The 15,729-nt window shown below is 66.6% G+C and carries 13 protein-coding genes; 9 read left to right on the top strand and 4 right to left on the bottom strand.

The genetic code is table 11. The annotated features are described in order from the left end of the window. Nucleotides 1-37 precede the first annotated feature (37 nt). Nucleotides 38-1,861: a glucans biosynthesis glucosyltransferase MdoH gene (gene mdoH, locus IEV83_RS07980; protein ID WP_209003047.1), complete on the bottom strand. Its 1,824-nt coding sequence runs from the start codon at nt 1,859-1,861 to the stop codon at nt 38-40. A 300-nt stretch (nt 1,862-2,161) separates the two neighbouring features. Here mdoH and IEV83_RS07975 point away from each other — a divergent pair, with 300 nt between their 5' ends. Genes IEV83_RS07975 through IEV83_RS07960 form a run of 4 tightly spaced genes read left to right on the top strand, consistent with a single transcriptional unit; the run spans nt 2,162 to nt 5,374 of the window. After that, on the top strand, nt 2,162-3,058 hold the full coding sequence (locus IEV83_RS07975) for a zinc-dependent alcohol dehydrogenase (RefSeq protein ID WP_244628112.1): 897 nt from the start codon (nt 2,162-2,164) through the stop codon (nt 3,056-3,058). Nucleotides 3,059-3,081: 23 nt separating this feature from the next. Further along, complete coding sequence (locus tag IEV83_RS07970; protein ID WP_181760782.1) at nt 3,082-3,483, top strand: 6-pyruvoyl trahydropterin synthase family protein; 402 nt, start codon at nt 3,082-3,084, stop codon at nt 3,481-3,483. Then, nucleotides 3,480-4,565, top strand: coding sequence for a glycosyltransferase family 4 protein (locus tag IEV83_RS07965; RefSeq protein ID WP_181760783.1), 1,086 nt, complete (start codon nt 3,480-3,482; stop codon nt 4,563-4,565). The genes IEV83_RS07970 and IEV83_RS07965 overlap by 4 nt, the downstream gene beginning before the upstream one ends. Continuing rightward, nucleotides 4,562-5,374 carry a class I SAM-dependent methyltransferase gene (locus IEV83_RS07960; protein ID WP_181760784.1) on the top strand — a complete coding sequence of 271 codons (813 nt, stop codon included), beginning with the start codon at nt 4,562-4,564 and terminating at the stop codon, nt 5,372-5,374. Before IEV83_RS07965 ends, IEV83_RS07960 begins: the two co-directional genes overlap by 4 nt. 61 nt (nt 5,375-5,435) lie before the next feature. On the opposite strand, the gene pcaF is transcribed toward IEV83_RS07960, so the two are convergent. Next, complete coding sequence (gene pcaF / locus IEV83_RS07955) at nt 5,436-6,641, bottom strand: 3-oxoadipyl-CoA thiolase (protein ID WP_181760785.1); 1,206 nt, start codon at nt 6,639-6,641, stop codon at nt 5,436-5,438. Nucleotides 6,642-6,961: 320 nt separating this feature from the next. On the opposite strand from pcaF, the gene IEV83_RS07950 reads away from it, so the two are divergent. Genes IEV83_RS07950 through IEV83_RS07930 form a run of 5 tightly spaced genes read left to right on the top strand, consistent with a single transcriptional unit; the run spans nt 6,962 to nt 12,877 of the window. Beyond that, entirely contained in the window at nt 6,962-7,219 is a 258-nt protein-coding gene (locus tag IEV83_RS07950) for an acyl carrier protein (RefSeq protein ID WP_181760786.1), read from the top strand. Continuing rightward, on the top strand, nt 7,219-8,400 hold the full coding sequence (locus IEV83_RS07945; RefSeq protein ID WP_181760787.1) for an acyl-CoA dehydrogenase family protein: 1,182 nt from the start codon (nt 7,219-7,221) through the stop codon (nt 8,398-8,400). The genes IEV83_RS07950 and IEV83_RS07945 overlap by 1 nt, the downstream gene beginning before the upstream one ends. An 11-nt stretch (nt 8,401-8,411) precedes the next feature. After that, nucleotides 8,412-9,320, top strand: coding sequence for an amino acid--[acyl-carrier-protein] ligase (locus IEV83_RS07940; protein ID WP_181760788.1), 909 nt, complete (start codon nt 8,412-8,414; stop codon nt 9,318-9,320). A gap of 14 nt (nt 9,321-9,334) precedes the next feature. After that, entirely contained in the window at nt 9,335-10,336 is a 1,002-nt protein-coding gene (locus IEV83_RS07935; protein ID WP_181760789.1) for a DUF1839 family protein, read from the top strand. Between the two features lie 48 nt (nt 10,337-10,384). After that, nucleotides 10,385-12,877, top strand: coding sequence for a glycosyl hydrolase 2 galactose-binding domain-containing protein (locus tag IEV83_RS07930; protein WP_181760887.1), 2,493 nt, complete (start codon nt 10,385-10,387; stop codon nt 12,875-12,877). Here the strand turns inward: IEV83_RS07930 and IEV83_RS07925 are convergent. Beyond that, a complete protein-coding gene (locus IEV83_RS07925) occupies nt 12,862-14,673 on the bottom strand; it encodes an alpha/beta fold hydrolase (RefSeq protein ID WP_181760790.1) in 1,812 nt (603 codons plus the stop codon). The two genes, IEV83_RS07930 and IEV83_RS07925, sit on opposite strands and share 16 nt — an antisense overlap. Further along, a complete protein-coding gene (locus IEV83_RS07920; protein WP_181760791.1) occupies nt 14,670-15,722 on the bottom strand; it encodes a glycoside hydrolase family 5 protein in 1,053 nt (350 codons plus the stop codon). Before IEV83_RS07920 ends, IEV83_RS07925 begins: the two co-directional genes overlap by 4 nt. Nucleotides 15,723-15,729 lie beyond the last annotated feature (7 nt).

Genomic DNA, 15,729 nt, shown 5'->3' with positions numbered 1-15,729 from the left:
TGCCGCGACCCGCCAGGGCACGGCGGAGGCGGGCGCCTCAGGCTTCGGCGTTTTCCACCTCGGCCCCGAACATCGCACCGACCGGCGCGAAGGACACGCCGAGCGAGGCATGGGCCGGAAGGCGCAGCGGCAGGAGGCAGGTGGGCGGCACGGTTTCTTCCGGCAGGCGCCACAGCCGGGTGGCCAGGGCCAGTTCGCCGACATCGCGGCGCGACAGCACCATGCACAGCGGCACGGCCAGCGCCGGACCCAGCACCACCGGCAACAGCGGCCAGATCAGCACCGGCGACAGCCAGGCGGCAAAGGCGATGCCCGACACACCGAACAGGGTCTGCGGCCAGAGCTTGCTGGCACAAAGGCCAAGGGGCAGCCCCTTGGTTTCGCGCACCTGCGCGCCCCAGCCGATGGCGCGGCCAAAGGGCAGCCCGGCGATGAACAGCGACACGGCAATGGCCATCACCGGCGCCAGCAGCGCGGAAAACACGATCTCGGTCAGCGCACTGACGACCACCCGCACGCCGCCGCCATAGGCAGTCCGCAATTCGCGGCGGGCCAGAATGTCGATCACCGTGACGATCTTCGGCGCGAAGATCATCGTCAGGATGGTGGCGAACAGGGCCAGACCCGCCGCCGCGTTGATCTGCACCATCTCACCACTGTTCAGCGCCGCCAGTGCCGCGCCGGTTGCCATGAAGGCCAGCCAGGCGGGGGCGGAGGTGAACATCAGGATCGCCAACAGCAACTGCAACCGGCTGAGCGGATAAAGACCCGGCATCCGCAGCAGCTTGAGATACTGCAGATTGCCCTGACACCAGCGCAGATCGCGGCGGATGAACTCCAGCAGGTTGGGCGGGTTTTCCTCAAAGCTCTCGGTCTCACGCGGGATCACCCGCACCTCGTAGCCGGCCCGGCGCATCAACACCGCCTCGACCTGGTCATGGCTGAGGATCGTGCCGGCCAGCGGCCCCTTGCCCGGCAGCTCCGGCAGATGGCAATGCTCGGCGAACGGAGCCAGACGCAGGATCGCGTTGTGCCCCCAGTAGGGACCGCATTCTCCCTGCCACCAGGCGCTGCCCAGGGTGTAGGAGCGCATGCCAAGGCGCATGCCGAATTGGAAGATCCGGGCAAAGGCGCTGACCGTCGGCATGCCGACCACCAGGGTCTGCAAAATGCCGAGACGGGGGTTGGCGTCCATCCGCGCCACCAGGTCAAGAATGGCCGGCGCGGCCATGAAGCTGTCCGCGTCAAGCACCAGCGCATAGTCGTGGCCCGCGCCCCAGCGCTCACAAAAATCACGAATATTGCCGGCCTTGAAGCCCGAATTGTCGGATCTGCGGCGATAGAAGATGTCGATATGTCCCGTCCAGCGGTCATGCAGGGCCGCAAAGACCGCTTCCTCGCGGGCGGCGATCTCCGGCTGGTCCGTATCGGACAGCACATAGATCGAGAAGCCCTCACAGCGGCCGGCCTGGTGCAGATCCGCAGCCATGGCATCGAGATTGACCGCCACCTGATCCACATCCTCATTGCGGATGCAGGAGAGGATCGCCGTAGAAGCGGAGCCGGTCCGGCTGGCATTGCCCGGCGCGATCGGGCAGACGCTTTCCACCGGATCGCGGGACAGACGCATCACCAGAAAGCCGATCACCGCGTTCCAGAAGCCGATCACCGTCCAAGGCAGGGTGGCGACGAAACAGGCGATCATCAGCCCTTCGCCCCAGCCGATGCCATTACCGGCAAGGCTCATGGTCAGAAGCGCGGTCAGGCCGGCCATGCTGGTAACGACCAGAAGCAGAAAGAGCGCACGGCGCCAGAACAGCCGGCGCGCATCGTCCGGCCGGTGCACGCGTGGCCGGTCCAAATCTTGGTCCTCACCAGCGCCGCCGCTTGCGGGCTGGTCGGGGGCGAGGAAATGGGGCAAACGTTTTCCAAGCATACAGTGAGCCTTTAGAGGATCCGGAATACCCAACGTCGACGACTGCGACGCTGCGATGCAACATACGTTACGCCGCAGTAAGGAGGATTTGTGACGCACAGCCCGACGCCGAAAAAAAATTTTAGCCGCGACACGACATACACCCGTGCGTTGTGGACCGAGGCTCCCCGGAAACTGGCGCTGCGGGAGGCCCCCCTCCCCCCGCCGCGCACCGGTGAAGTTCAGGTGCGCGCCCGCTTCAGCGCCATCAGCCTGGGCACCGAACGGCTGGTCTTCACCGGCAAGGTGCCCGAGAGCGAGTGGCAGCGCATGCGCGCCCCGTTCCAGGAGGGAGAGTTCCCCTTCCCGGTCAAGTACGGCTATGCCTGTGTCGGCGATATCGTCGCCGGAGACGGACTTCCTGCCGGCACCCTCGTGTTCACGTTGCATCCGCATCAGACCCGGTTCAACCTCCCCGCCGAGGCGGCCCTCCCCCTGCCTCAGGGGGTGAGCGCCGAGCGCGCCCTGCTGGCGGCCAATATGGAAACCGCTCTCAATGGGTTATGGGACGGCAGGGCCTCACCGGGGGATCACATTACCGTGGTCGGCGGCGGTGTCGTCGGGCTGCTCGCCGCCTGGCTCGCGGCGCGCATTCCGGCAACCCGGGTCACCATTGTCGATGTCAATCCGGCGCGGGCGGAGATCGCCCGGCGGCTTGGCGCCGGCTTCGCCGCTCCCGATCAGGCGGCCGGCGAACAGGACCTTGTGCTGCACACCAGCGGCAATCCGGCGGGGCTCGACACCGCGCTGGCGCTGGCCGGACAGGAAGCCACGGTTCTGGAAATGAGCTGGTATGGCACCGCGCCGGTGACGGCACATCTCGGCGGCGGTTTTCACAGCCGACGCCTCACGCTCAAGTCGAGCCAGGTCGGCCAGGTGCCACCGGAGCGACGCGCCCGCTGGAGCTACCGGCGGCGCCTTGCAACCGCCCTTTCACTTTTGCGTGAGCCTGTCCTCGACGCGCTTCTCTCCCCTGCAATCGCGTTCGACGATGCCCCCGGACTCCTTCCCGCCATTTTTTCCGGCGAACGGGAAGCGCTCGCCCAGGTGATCGATTACCGGGACGCCGAACCACAGAACTGATCCCTTTCGTCTGGAGATATCCCATGCATGCCGTTGAAGTGCGCGACCACATCATGATTGCCCATTCGTTTTCCGGCGCGGTCTTCGGACCGGCGCAGAAGCTGCACGGCGCGACCTTCGTGGTCGATGCGGCCTTTTTCGCCCAGTCGCTCGACGCCAATGGCATCGTCATCGACATTGGCCGGGCGCATGAGGTGCTGAAGGAGGTGCTGGAGCCGCTCAACTTCCAGAATCTGGATGAGCTGCCCGAATTCGCCGGCAAGAACACCACCACCGAATTCCTGACCCGGCACATCCACGACCGTCTGGCCGAAGCCGCCCGGGCCGACCGGCTCGGCCGCCCCGGAAACGAGCTGCATTCGATCCGGGTTTCCTTGCACGAATCCCATGTGGCTCGCGCCTGGTACGAAGCGCCAATCGCATGACGCCAGGGTCGCGGCCAATCGTTTTTCTCTACCCCGGTCGGCTGGAAACGCCGACCGGAGGCTATGTCTACGACCGCCAGCTCCTGAGAGCGCTGGAGGACATCGGCATTGCGGTCGAGGCTCACTCCCTTGGTGAGGGCTATCCTGCGCCATCGGAAGAGACGCTGGCGGAGGCGGATGCGCTTTTGTCCGGGCTTGCCGACGGCACGCGGGTGGTGATCGACGGCCTGGCCTATGGCGTGCTCGATGCGGCGGCCAGCCGGCATGGCAAGCGTTTGGCGCTGGTCGCGCTGGTGCATCACCCGCTGGCCCATGAAAGCGGGCTGAGCACGGACCGGATGGCGGAGCTCACCGCCCGCGAACGCGCCGCCCTTGCTCATGCCCGGCAGGTGATCACGACCAGCGCGGCAACCGCAAGCACCCTGACCCGCGAGTTTGCCGTTCCGCCGGAGCGGATCGGCGTTGTCGAGCCGGCGCTTTCAATCCCGCCGCAAGAGCCTGACCTGAACAGGAACGCCGCCTCCGGCGTCAGCCCCAGTGTCCGCCTGCTCGCGGTCGGCTCGCTGATCCGCCGCAAGGACTACCCCACCCTGCTGGCGGCGCTGGCACGGATGACCGATCTCGACTGGCATCTCGATATCGCCGGCAGCCGGGACGCGGACCCCGATCATGCCGGAGAGATCTGCCGGCGGATCGAGGATCTGGGGCTCGGGGGCCGCATCACCGTCCATGGCGCCCTGCCCGAAGAGGCAGTCTCCTCTCTTTATCGCGCCGCCGATATCTTCGTGCTGACCACCCTGTACGAGGGCTATGGCATGGCCTTTGCCGAGGCGATGGCGCATGGTCTGCCGGTCATCGCCACCGGCGAAGGCGCTGTCGCCACCACCGTCCCGGCCTGCGCCGGCCTGGTGCTTCCCGCCGGAGCGGTGGAGGCAGTCGCCGATGCCCTGCGCCGGCTGATTGTCGATCCGGAGCAACGCCGGACGCTTGCCGAGGGCGCGCGAAGGCATGCCCTGTCCTTGCCGACCTGGGCCGATCAGGCCCGGACCTTCGCAAAGCTTCTGGAAGGACTGTCCGAATGAGCGGGTTTTCCCACCAGTGGCTCGCCTTGCGCGAGCCGGTCGACCTCAGGGCACGCAACGCGGCCGTGCGCGAGGCATTCGTCTCCGCACTCAAACAGCGCCAGGCACAGCTCCAACGCCCGCTGACCCTGCTCGATCTGGGATCGGGTACAGGCGCCAGCGCACGGGCGCTGTCGCCACACCTGCCTTTTCCTCACCGCTGGCGGCTGGCCGAATTCGATCCCGCGCTAGTCGCCATCGCTCAAGACCTGACATTGCCCAGCGATGTCCCGGTCGAGGTTGTCGAGGCGGATCTTGCCGATGGGGTGCCGCCCGGCTTGCTCGACGGGGTCGATGCAGTCACCACCTCGGCGTTTCTCGATCTTGTCTCCAGCGATTGGCTTGACCGGCTGGCCACAGACCTTGCCCGTGCTCGGCTGCCATTCCTGGCGATGCTGACCTATGATGGGCGCCTGTCCGTTTCCCCACCGCATCCGTTTGACGAGACCGTGCGCGCGGCGATGAACACCCATCAGCGCGGCGACAAGGGCTTTGGTCCCGCACTCGGGCCGGAAGCCGCCGATCACGCGGCGCGCACCTTTGCCGCTGCAGGCTTCAAGATCACCGAAGGCCAGTCCGACTGGCAGGCACGCAGCGACGAGACCGGGTTTCAGGAGATGCTGCTTGATGGCTGGATCACGGCAGCGCGCGAGATGGGCGTCGACCAGGAGGGGCTTGCCGGCTTCTCTGCGGCCCATCGCAAAGCGCTCGCCGAGAAGCGCCTGACCAGCCATGTCGGACACAGGGACATGGCGGCCCTGATCGACTGACGCGAAAAAGCCGTCCCGCATCCGGGACGGCCTCGTCATGGCACCTCGGGAAAGAGCGCCCTCAGACCCGCTCGATGGCGCAGGCAATGCCCTGACCAACGCCGATGCACATGGTCGACAGGCCGTAGCGGCCGCCGGTTTCGGCCAGTTGCAGCGCCGCCGTCCCGACGATCCGCGCGCCCGACATGCCGAGCGGATGGCCCAGCGCAATGGCCCCGCCATTGGGATTGACGTTGGCGGCATCGTCGGCAAGACCGAGGTCGCGCATCACCGCCAGCCCTTGCGCGGCAAAAGCCTCGTTGAGTTCGATCACATCCATGTCGCTCACCGCCAGCCCGAGGCGCGCCAGCAGCTTGCGCGTCGCCGGAACCGGACCGATGCCCATCACACGCGGCGGCACACCGGCGGCGGCGCCGCCCAGAACCCGGGCAATCGGCGTCAAGCCGTAGGCTTTCACCGCCTCTTCAGAGGCGATCAGCAGCGCCCCCGCGCCATCATTGACACCGGAGGCATTGCCCGCCGTCACGGAACCGCCGGCGCGGAATGGAGTTGGCAGCTTGGCAAGCTTGTCCGCCGTGGTGCCGGCACGCGGATGCTCATCCCGATCGACGACAACCGGATCGCCCTTGCGCTTGGGAATGGTCACTGGCGTAATTTCCCGGGCCAGGCGGCCGTTTTCCTGGGCGGCGACGGCCTTTGCCTGCGAGCGGGCAGCGAAAGCGTCCTGATCGGCCCGGCCGATGTTGAAATCCTCGGCGACATTTTCCGCCGTCTCCGGCATGGAATCGATGCCGTATTGCGCCTTCATCAGCGGATTGACGAAGCGCCAGCCGATGGTCGTGTCGAAGATCTCCGCCTTGCGGGAAAAGGCGCTGTCCGCCTTGGGCATGACGAAGGGCGCGCGGCTCATGCTTTCCACACCGCCGGCGATCATCAGATCCGCCTCGCCGCAGCGAATGGCACGGGCGGCCATGATCACCGCATCCATGCCGGAGCCGCACAGCCGGTTGACGGTGGTGCCCGGCACCTCCTGCGGCAGCCCGGCCAGCAGGGCGGCCATGCGGGCCACGTTGCGGTTGTCCTCGCCCGCCTGGTTGGCGCAGCCGTAGATCACATCGTCCAGCCGGGCCCAGTCGACGGAGGCATTGCGTTCCATCAGGGCACGAATGGGAACGGCGCCGAGATCGTCGGCCCGAACCGGGCTGAGCGCCCCGCCAAACCGTCCAATCGGTGTGCGAATGTAATCGACAATATAGGCGTTGCGCATTCTCATGCCCCTCCCGCGGGCCCAATCCTGACAAAATCAGGAGGTCTTTTCCGACACGTCATTCGGCGCGTCAACCGCGCCGCGTTGCAGCATGAAATAATAAGCCGACCGGACGGTCAATTAAATTCGAGCGCAAGGCGCCGAGCAGCCGCTGTCTGCCGCCCGCAGCCGGAGAGCTCCGGTTAACCTTGTCCGTAATTTTGCCACGAGCCCCGGTTGCATCTTAGGGAATTTAAAACGCCGGAGCCTCACCATCACCGGCACAAAGCGGTCCCTCGGACTGCCCGTTTTTTTAATCAGAAATAGCAGGAGAGCAGGTCATGGCGACTGCCGACACCATTCGAACGATTCTGGCGCAGCACGGCAAGCTCCCCGTCGACGCGGCCACCCTCAACGAGGACAGCGATCTTTATGCGGCCGGCCTATCCTCCTTCGCCTCGGTCCAGCTGATGCTGGCAATCGAGGAAGAGTTCGACATCGAGTTCCCGGAAAACCTCCTCAACCGCAAGACATTTTCCACCATCGCGACCATCGTCGAGGTGGTGACGGAACTGTCGAAAGACCAGCAGGCCGCGTGATGACCATCCAGGGCGCGGTTGCACCGCTGGCGTTGATGGACCGGGCGAAGCGTGTCGCCGCCATTGCCGCCGAACATGCCGATCAGGTCGACGTGCAAGGACGGTTTCCCGCCGAAGCGGTTGCCGCCATGCGGAGCGAACGGCTCCTGGGGATCCAGATCCCGACTGCCCAGGGCGGTGAAGGGGTTTCGGTGATGGAGATCGCCGAGATCTGCACCACCCTCGGCAAGGGCTGCTCGGCGGCCGCCATGGTGTTCGCCATGCACCAGATCAAGGTGTCCAGCCTTGTCTCTCATGGCAGCGGCGCCGGCTGGCACGAAGCGTTCATGTCGCGGGTGGCGGAGGAACAGCTTCTGCTCGGCTCCGCCACCACGGAAGGCGGTATCGGTGGAAACCTGCGCAATTCGATCTGCGCGATCGAGGTCGACGGCGACACCTGCCGGCTGGAAAAGAACGCCACCGTCATTTCCTATGGCGATCAGGCGGATGCGATCCTGATCACCTCGCGCGCCCATGCGGATGCCGCGCCGAGCGACCAGGTGATGACCGTGTTCCTGAAGGACCAGTACACCCTGGACAAGACCCAGACCTGGGATGCGCTGGGCATGCGCGGCACCTGCTCCGACGGCTATGTGTTCAAGGGAGAGGCACCGGCGCAGCAGATCCTGCCCCGCCCCTTTGCCGAGATCGCCGCCCAGTCGATGCTCGCCCATGCGCATATTCTGTGGAGTGCCGTCTGGTACGGCATCGCCGCCGATGCCTTCGCCCGGGCCCAGGCCTTCGTACGCGCCGCCGCGCGCCGCTCGCCCGAGGCAATGCCGCCCGGCGCCTTGCGCGTTGCCGAGGCCTCATCCCTCTTGCAGGGGGTCAAGGCCAGCATCATTGCCGCCCTCACGCAATATGAGGCGGTGAGGGGCGACGAGGACAAGCTGTCCGCCATGAGCTTTGCGGTGGCGATGAACAATCTCAAGATCGCCAGTTCGCAGACCATCCTGACGATCATCAACCATTGCATGCTGATCTGCGGCATCCTGGGCTACAAGAACGGCACGCCCTATAGCTTGGGGCGGCATCTGCGCGATGCCCATTCCGCCCAGTTGATGATCTCCAACGACCGCATTCTCGGCAATACGTCGACCATGCTGCTGATCCACAAGCAAGACACCAGCCTTTTGGCGTGAAGGGTACCGACATGGACATGCAGACCAATTTGCTTGACCGGCTGTTCGACGCCGGCCTGCTGATCGACACCGGCGTTGACGGCCTTTATGGCCGCAGCGGTGCCTTCGAAGACGTGATCGCCCGGTTTGAAGCCCTGATCGCCCGCCATGCGCCCGAGGCCACGGCGGAGGTGATCCGCTTTCCGCCGGGCATGAACCGGGCCCATTTCGAAGGCTCCGGCTACATGAAGAGCTTCCCGCAGCTCGCCGGTACGGTGCACAGCTTCTGCGGCTGCGAACTCGACCACGTCAACCTGCTGCAGTGCATGGCGGAAGGTGACGACTGGACCGGCAAGCAGGAAGCGACCGACGTGGTGCTGACGCCGGCGGCCTGCTATCCGCTCTACCCGACCATCGCCAAGCGCGGCCCGCTGCCCGAAGGCGGCGGTCTTTTCGACCTGCAGTCCTATTGCTTCCGTCACGAGCCTTCCAAGGACCCGGCGCGGATGCAGCTGTTCCGGATGCGCGAGTTCGTGCGCATCGGCACGCCGGACGACGTCATGGCCTTCCGCAGCGACTGGATGGAGCGCGGCAGCACGCTGGTCTCTGCCGTTGGTCTTGATGTAGAGTTGGACACGGCCAATGATCCGTTCTTCGGCCGCGCCGGCAAGATGCTCGGCAACAACCAGCGCGAACAGAAGCTGAAGTTCGAGCTGTTGATCCCGGTGACCTCGGCCACCACCAAGACCGCCTGCCTCAGCTTCAACTACCATCAGGACCATTTCGGCCAGACCTGGGGCCTGAAGACCGTCAACGGCGAGACCGCCCACACCGCCTGTGTCGGCTTCGGCCTGGAGCGGATCGCCCTCGCCCTTTTCGCCCGCCATGGGCTCGACACCGCCGACTGGCCCGAGCCGGTGCGCAAGGCGCTGTGGGGATAACGGACACACTCGCGATGATCACCCGCCTTGCCGCCCTTCGCCCTGATGGCTACCAGCCGCACGCCCTGCATGCGGCGACACGCATCTGGCCGGAAACCAACTGCTATGTCGATCTGTGGATCGAGGTGCTGCACGCGCTCGGGCAAACGCCCGAGGCGATGCTCGGCTTCACCCTGACGCAGGATTTCGAAGGGGACCAGTTCACCTTCTTCAAGGTTCCGCTGGAGGATCTGGAAACCCTTTACGGCATCCGGGCACAGGAACTGGCGATTTACGACCGGACCGAGAACCATGTGGCGGAGCAGATCGCCCGTGGCCGGCTGTGCCTGGTCGAGGTCGACAGCTATTTCCTGCCCGACACCCATGGGGTTGGCTATCGCAGCGAACATGGCAAGACGACGGTGGCGATCACCGCGCTCGATCCCGCCGAACGCCGGATGACCTATTTCCACAATGGCGGGCTGTTCTCGCTTGAGGGGGACGACTTCGACGGGGTGTTCCAACGCGGCGCCTTCGCCCAGCCCCTGCCCTTCCTGCCCTATACCGAATTCTCCAAGCTGCCGGCGGAGACAGCCCCGGCTGCGGAGCTGCGCCCCCTCGCCATGGGTCTGCTCACCGAGCATTTTCGGCGCCGGCCGGACACCAACCCGTTCACCGCCTATGCGGCGCGCTTTGCCGCCGACATCGAGGCATTGGCGGACCGTCCGTTCGAAGACTTCCACAAATACGCCTTCAACACCTTGCGGCAGGCGGGGGCGAATTTCGAGTTGGCGGGCGAGCATCTTGCCTGGCTTTTCCCGGACGGGCAGCTTGCCGCTGAAGCGGAGGCGGCGCGCGGCATTGCCGAGAGCTGCAAGAGCCTCCAGTTCCTGCTGGCGCGGGCGCTTGCGCGCAAGCGCTTTGCCGGCCTGACGGAAGCCCTGCAGCCGCCGGCCGCCGCCTGGGATCGGCTGATGCAGGGGCTGGAAGAAAAACTTCCCACGCTTTCCGCCGACGCAGCCGGACGCGCCGCCTGACCCACGGCATGTGATGACGACAAGGACCCTGAAGGCAGGCCCCGCATGATGGATGGACTCTCCCTGGAAACGACGGCGGACACCCTGCTTGCCGCCGACTGGTCGATGACCCTTGCGCCCGCCGGCGCCTGGTCCGGACCGGAGGACCTTGATCCATCGGCGGGTTGGAGCCCCGCGCCGGTGCCCGGCACAGCCGCCGAGGCGCTGACCGCCTCCGGCCGTTTCGATCCGAAGGCACCGGAACCGCTGCATGACAAGGACGTCTGGTACCGGGCCACGATCCAGCCGATCCGCCCCGGCGGGCATCGGTTGCGGTTCGAGGGGCTTGCCACCATCTGCGAAGCCTGGGTCGACGGCACGCCCGTGCTGATTTCCAACTCCATGTACGCGCCACGCGACATCGCCCTCGACCTGCAAGAGCCGGCCGAGTTGGTGCTGTGCTTCCGCGCACTGGCACCGCATCTGGAAAAGCGTGGCCCGCGCGCGCGCTGGCGCACCCGGCTGGCGACCAGCCAGGGCCTGCGCCTGCTGCGCACCACCTTGTTCGGTCACATGCCCGGCTGGTGCCCCGAAATCCACGCGGTCGGTCCGTGGCGGCCGATCCGCCTGATGACCGATGACGGGCCGCTTGTCCGCGATCTTACCATTGCCAGCCGGCTCGGCGAGGATGGAACCGGCCGGCTGGAAGTTGCCCTGACGCTGCCGCCGATGGACGAGGCGCCGCTGCTCGCCTGTGCCGGCTGGGAAACGCCGCTCGATGAGGAAGACACGCCGGGGCGCTACCGGGGCGAGATGCTGCTACCGGCCATCGAACCGTGGTGGCCGCATACCCACGGCACGCCCCATCTGCATGACATCGCCTTGCGGATCGGTGACGTCACGGTTCCGCTCGGCCGCACCGGCTTCCGCCGTATCGAAGTCGATCACGGCGCGGATGGGGAGGGTTTCGCGCTCAAGGTCAACGGCGTTCCGGTGTTCTGCCGCGGCGCGGTCTGGACCACCGCCGACATCCTGCGCCTGCCGTCCGGCCATGCGGATTACCGCCCCTGGCTGGAGCGCGCCGTTGCCGGCAACATGAACATGCTGCGGATCGGCGGCACCATGGCCCCGGAAGGTCCGGCGTTTTTCGAGCTGTGCGACGCACTTGGCCTGATGGTCTGGCAGGATCTTCCCTTTGCCAATTTCGACTACCCGGCAGCCGATGACAGTTTCCGTGAGGTGGTAACCCGCGAAACGGAAAGCCTGCTTGGCGCCGTCTCCGCCTCCCCCTCGCTCGTCGTGGTGTGCGGCGGCAGCGAAATGTACCAGCAAGGGGCCATGCTTGGCCTGCCGGAAAGCCGCTGGCGCGGACCGCTGACCGAGGAAATCCTGCCCGCCGCCGTCAACGCTGTCCGGCCCGACGTCATCTATGTTCCCAATTCGCCGAGCGGCGGCGCAATGCCGTTTTCGCCCAATGCCGGCATCGCCCATTACTACGGCGTGGGCGCCTATCGCCGGCCGCTGGAGGATGCGCGCCGGGCCAACGTCCGGTTCACCACCGAATGCCTGGCCTTCGCCAATGTGCCGGAGGCGGAAACCGTCGCCGCCCACCTTCCCGGCGGGCCTGGCCATGACCCGGACTGGAAACGCGGCGTGCCGCGTGACCGCTCCGTCGGCTGGGACTTTGAAGACATTCGCGACCACTACGTCGAGCTGCTCTATGACATCGCGCCGCTCGACCTGCGCTATGGCGATCCGGCGGCCTATCTCGACCATGGCCGGGCGGCCATCGCCGAGGTGATGGAGGCAACCGTCGCGGAATGGCGCCGACACGGGTCGTCCTGCCACGGCGCGCTGGTGTGGACGCTGCAGGATCTTGTTCCCGGCGCCGGCTGGGGGGTGATCGACGCCACCGGCCTGCCGAAATCCACCTGGTATGCCTTGCGCCGCGCCTTCCGCCCGCTGGCGGTGATGGTCACCGATGAGGGCACCAACGGTCTCGACATTCACCTTGTCAATGACGGGCCGAACCCACGGCTCTTGCGGGTGGAACTCACCTGCCTTGGCGAGGGCGTCCTGCCGGTGGCCAGCGGCGCGCTGGAGGTCGACCTAGAGGGGCGAGCCACCCGGCGCCTCGCGGCAACGGACCTGCTGGGCGCGTTCTTCGACGTGACCCATGCCTTCCGTTTCGGCCCGCCGTCCCATGACGCCGTGCATGTCCGCCTTGTCGACCGGCAGAGCGGCGAGGCAGTCGACGAAGCCTTCCACTTCCCGCTTGGCCGCTCGGCCCTGCGCCGGGACGCAACGATCACGGCAAGGGTGGAGCAGACGGACGAGGGCGGCTTCATGCTGGTGCTGTCCACCGACCGCTTGGCCCCGTCGGTGTCGATCGAAGATGCAAACTACCTGCCTGAAGACAACTGGTTCCATCTGGCACCGGGCGCGGAAAAAAGCATCGCCCTTGCCCCGAGGCAAGGCGCGGCGGAGAGCCCCGACAAGCCGGCCCCACGTGGCACGGTCACGCCCCTTGGCGGGAAACCCAGTCCCTACGCCGCGGGCTGATCCGCCGCATCCCGATCCTTCGCACGGGCCGGCCGGCGATCCCCGCCGGCCGTCTCCAGCGCCGCTGCCGCAACCCGCTCCAGCAGGAAGGCTCGAGCCTTCCGGGGCGTGAGATTGTGGTCGGCATCGGCAATCAGGACCATTTCGATATTCGGATAGGCGCCAAGGCGGCGACTGTCCTTGCCGAAGAAGGTGCGCAACTGTTCGAGGCCGGAATCGCCCTCGCTGTAGACCAGTTCGACCCGGACGGGCCGGTCGCGTAAGACCGACAGATTGCGGTGCACCCGGCGATAGAGGCGGGAAAAGGGCAGTACGCCGAAGAGATAGGGCGCGAACCGCCGTTCCCCCCGCCGATACAGCGTTCGCGTCAGATAAAGCGCCAACGCCGGCACCTCGGCCCGCCGACGCAACAGCGCTCGCCAGCCATCCCGGCTCAGAAGCTTGCGACCATATCCGGACGGGGCCGCATGGCCATAGCGCAGCACCTCAGCCACATCGTCGCGCGGATCCCAGAGAAACCGTTGCAGGTTGACCGCGATCACATGGGCGATCCGATCGTCGGCCACCGCGCCATTGAGAGCCAGATAGGCGCCGCCGCAACCGCCGACCACGACAGCGCCGGATCCGTAGCGGTCGCACAGAAGATCGAGAGCGGCGGAGAGGTCCGCACGCTGGTTCGCATGATAGTGCATGATCGCCGGCCCTTGCGGATGCGGCCGGCTGTCGCCGAAATCCGCACCGTCGAAGCGCAAGGAGGCGATCCCCCGCCCGGCCAGCGCCCGCGCGATCTCGGCCGTGCCGCGCGCCCAGCCCGCTCGCGGCGTCGCGCCGGCATTGAGAAACAGCACAGGCCGGCCATGCTGCCCAGCGCTCGGTTCGCACCAGACCCCCACCAGCCCGGCATTCGGCCCGAAAACGCAAGGCGTCTCGTGGAAGGTTTCGGTCTCCAGCCGGGTCTTGGTCGCGCCCTTTGCCCCTCTGGCCGGTGTTCCTTGGCCAGAGAGCGGCAGAGACGCGGCGAACCAGGCAAGGATCCGTTCGAAGTCGAGAAAAGGAGGGATCGAGCCGGTCGGATCGATCATCAGATCGTCGTATCCGGCGAAGATCGCGGCCGTACCGCTGGGGGAACCCGCCAATCGGTCGGCCAGCTTCGCCTCCGCCGCCTTGCCCGCCCGCGCCAGGATCAGCCGGGGCATGTCCTCACGCAAGTCGAGCCCGGAGAGATCGAGCGCGCGGATTTCGTCCGCCAGCGCCTGTGCCATGCCTAGACCGGCAATCGACAACGCTTCCCCCGGGCCGGTTTCCGGTGGCACGCCGGTGACCTGACCAATCATCAACGCCTGTGCCTGCACCTCGCGCAGGAAACTCTTGCCCTTGACCAGCGGCGCCAACAGCACCAGCCCGGCAACCTCTTGCGGGTGCGCTGCGGCGCGGCGCGCGGCCAGCGCCGCCCCCAGCCCGAGGCCGATCAGCGCCACCGCGCGGATCCCTTCCCGCCCAGCCATAACCGCGCAGGCCCGGTCGAGCGACCGTTCCAGTTGGGCAAGGGTGGTCACGTCCCCAGGCTCGGCAAGCGCATCGCCCATGCCCGGCCAGTCGAACCGCAGCACCGGATAGCCGGCCTCAGCGAGCTGGTCGGCGAGAATGCGCCAGCTTCGCCGTGCGCACAGCCCCTCATAACCCCAGCCGTCGCAGACCACGACGCCGATATCGCCATCGGCTTCGTGGAGCACCCCCGGGCAATCCTCGATGACAAGCGGCGTCAATCGCCCCAGCCGCGCCCCTTTGCTTGTCATCGCTCCCCCTCCCTGTGGCGCCGCGCAAGAGCGGCGCAGGCTTTTTCCCCGGCGCTGCGCCGCTCGATCAACCCTTCGATCGCCACCATCTGCGGACGGTCGGCGCCATCTTCGCCCGGCTGGATCGACAGCGGATAGTCGCCCCACCAGTCGCCGGCGGCCCAATAGGCCCAGCCCGCCCAGACATCCGGGCGGCTGTTGACCAGAGAGGCCATCCTGATCAAGCCCTTGTAGCACTCAACGCTGGCATGACCGCCGAACTCTCCCAGAAACGCGGCATTGCCGGTGTCCTCCAGCCAGCCTGTCAGGCGCTCCAGGGCCGCGAGCGCGTCCTCCGCCCGCTCGCAACCGGCGTTCGTTCCGGAAAAATCCGCGTCGAGATACTGATGCACATCGAAGACGAAGCGTTCTTGCGGGTCGACCACCTTGCGCAGCACCTCGGCATTCGAGCCACCGTCCTGAGGGTCGAACCAGTGGGACGCCCCCGTCCAGATCGTCCCCGGCACCATCACCAGATTGTCCGCGCCGCTGCCGCGGATCGCCGCCAGCGCGGCATTGATCGCCGGCAGCCAATCGGCCGCCGTGATGTTCGCCGGCTCGTTCATCAGCAGGAACACCACCTCCTCCCGCCCCGCATAGCGGGCTGCGAGCCGGGCCCAGAAATCGGCGAAGGCAGAGACCGGAACACTGTCCGAGCCGATCATTTCCTCGCGGTATTTCGCGTAGTTATGCGGGTCGAGAATGACGGTCAGCCCCAGCGCGGTTGCCTCGGACACCGCTCCGTCCAGCCGCTGGAACTCTTCTTCGGACAGGGCTGCGTTCAGTTCGGGCTGAAGCCGCTCCCACCGGAACGGCAAGCGCGCCACGTTCATTCCCTTGCGGCGCAGATATTCGAAGGTGGCGCGTGAGGGGTAGATGTAGCTGTGCGCGTATTGCCCGGACAGCTCGCCAAACTCTCCCCCAGCGACATTGGCACCGCGCAGACACTCCGCCGAGACGGGCAAGACGGAAAGCGCCAGCGACAGTCCAGCGGCCAACCCCGTGCTCATAGCCGCC

The organism is Stappia taiwanensis (genome assembly GCF_014635285.1).
GTDB classification, from domain to species: domain Bacteria; phylum Pseudomonadota; class Alphaproteobacteria; order Rhizobiales; family Stappiaceae; genus Stappia; species Stappia taiwanensis.
The sequence above is the reverse complement of the archived record's forward strand: the minus strand, read 5'-3'. Positions and strand labels throughout refer to the sequence as shown.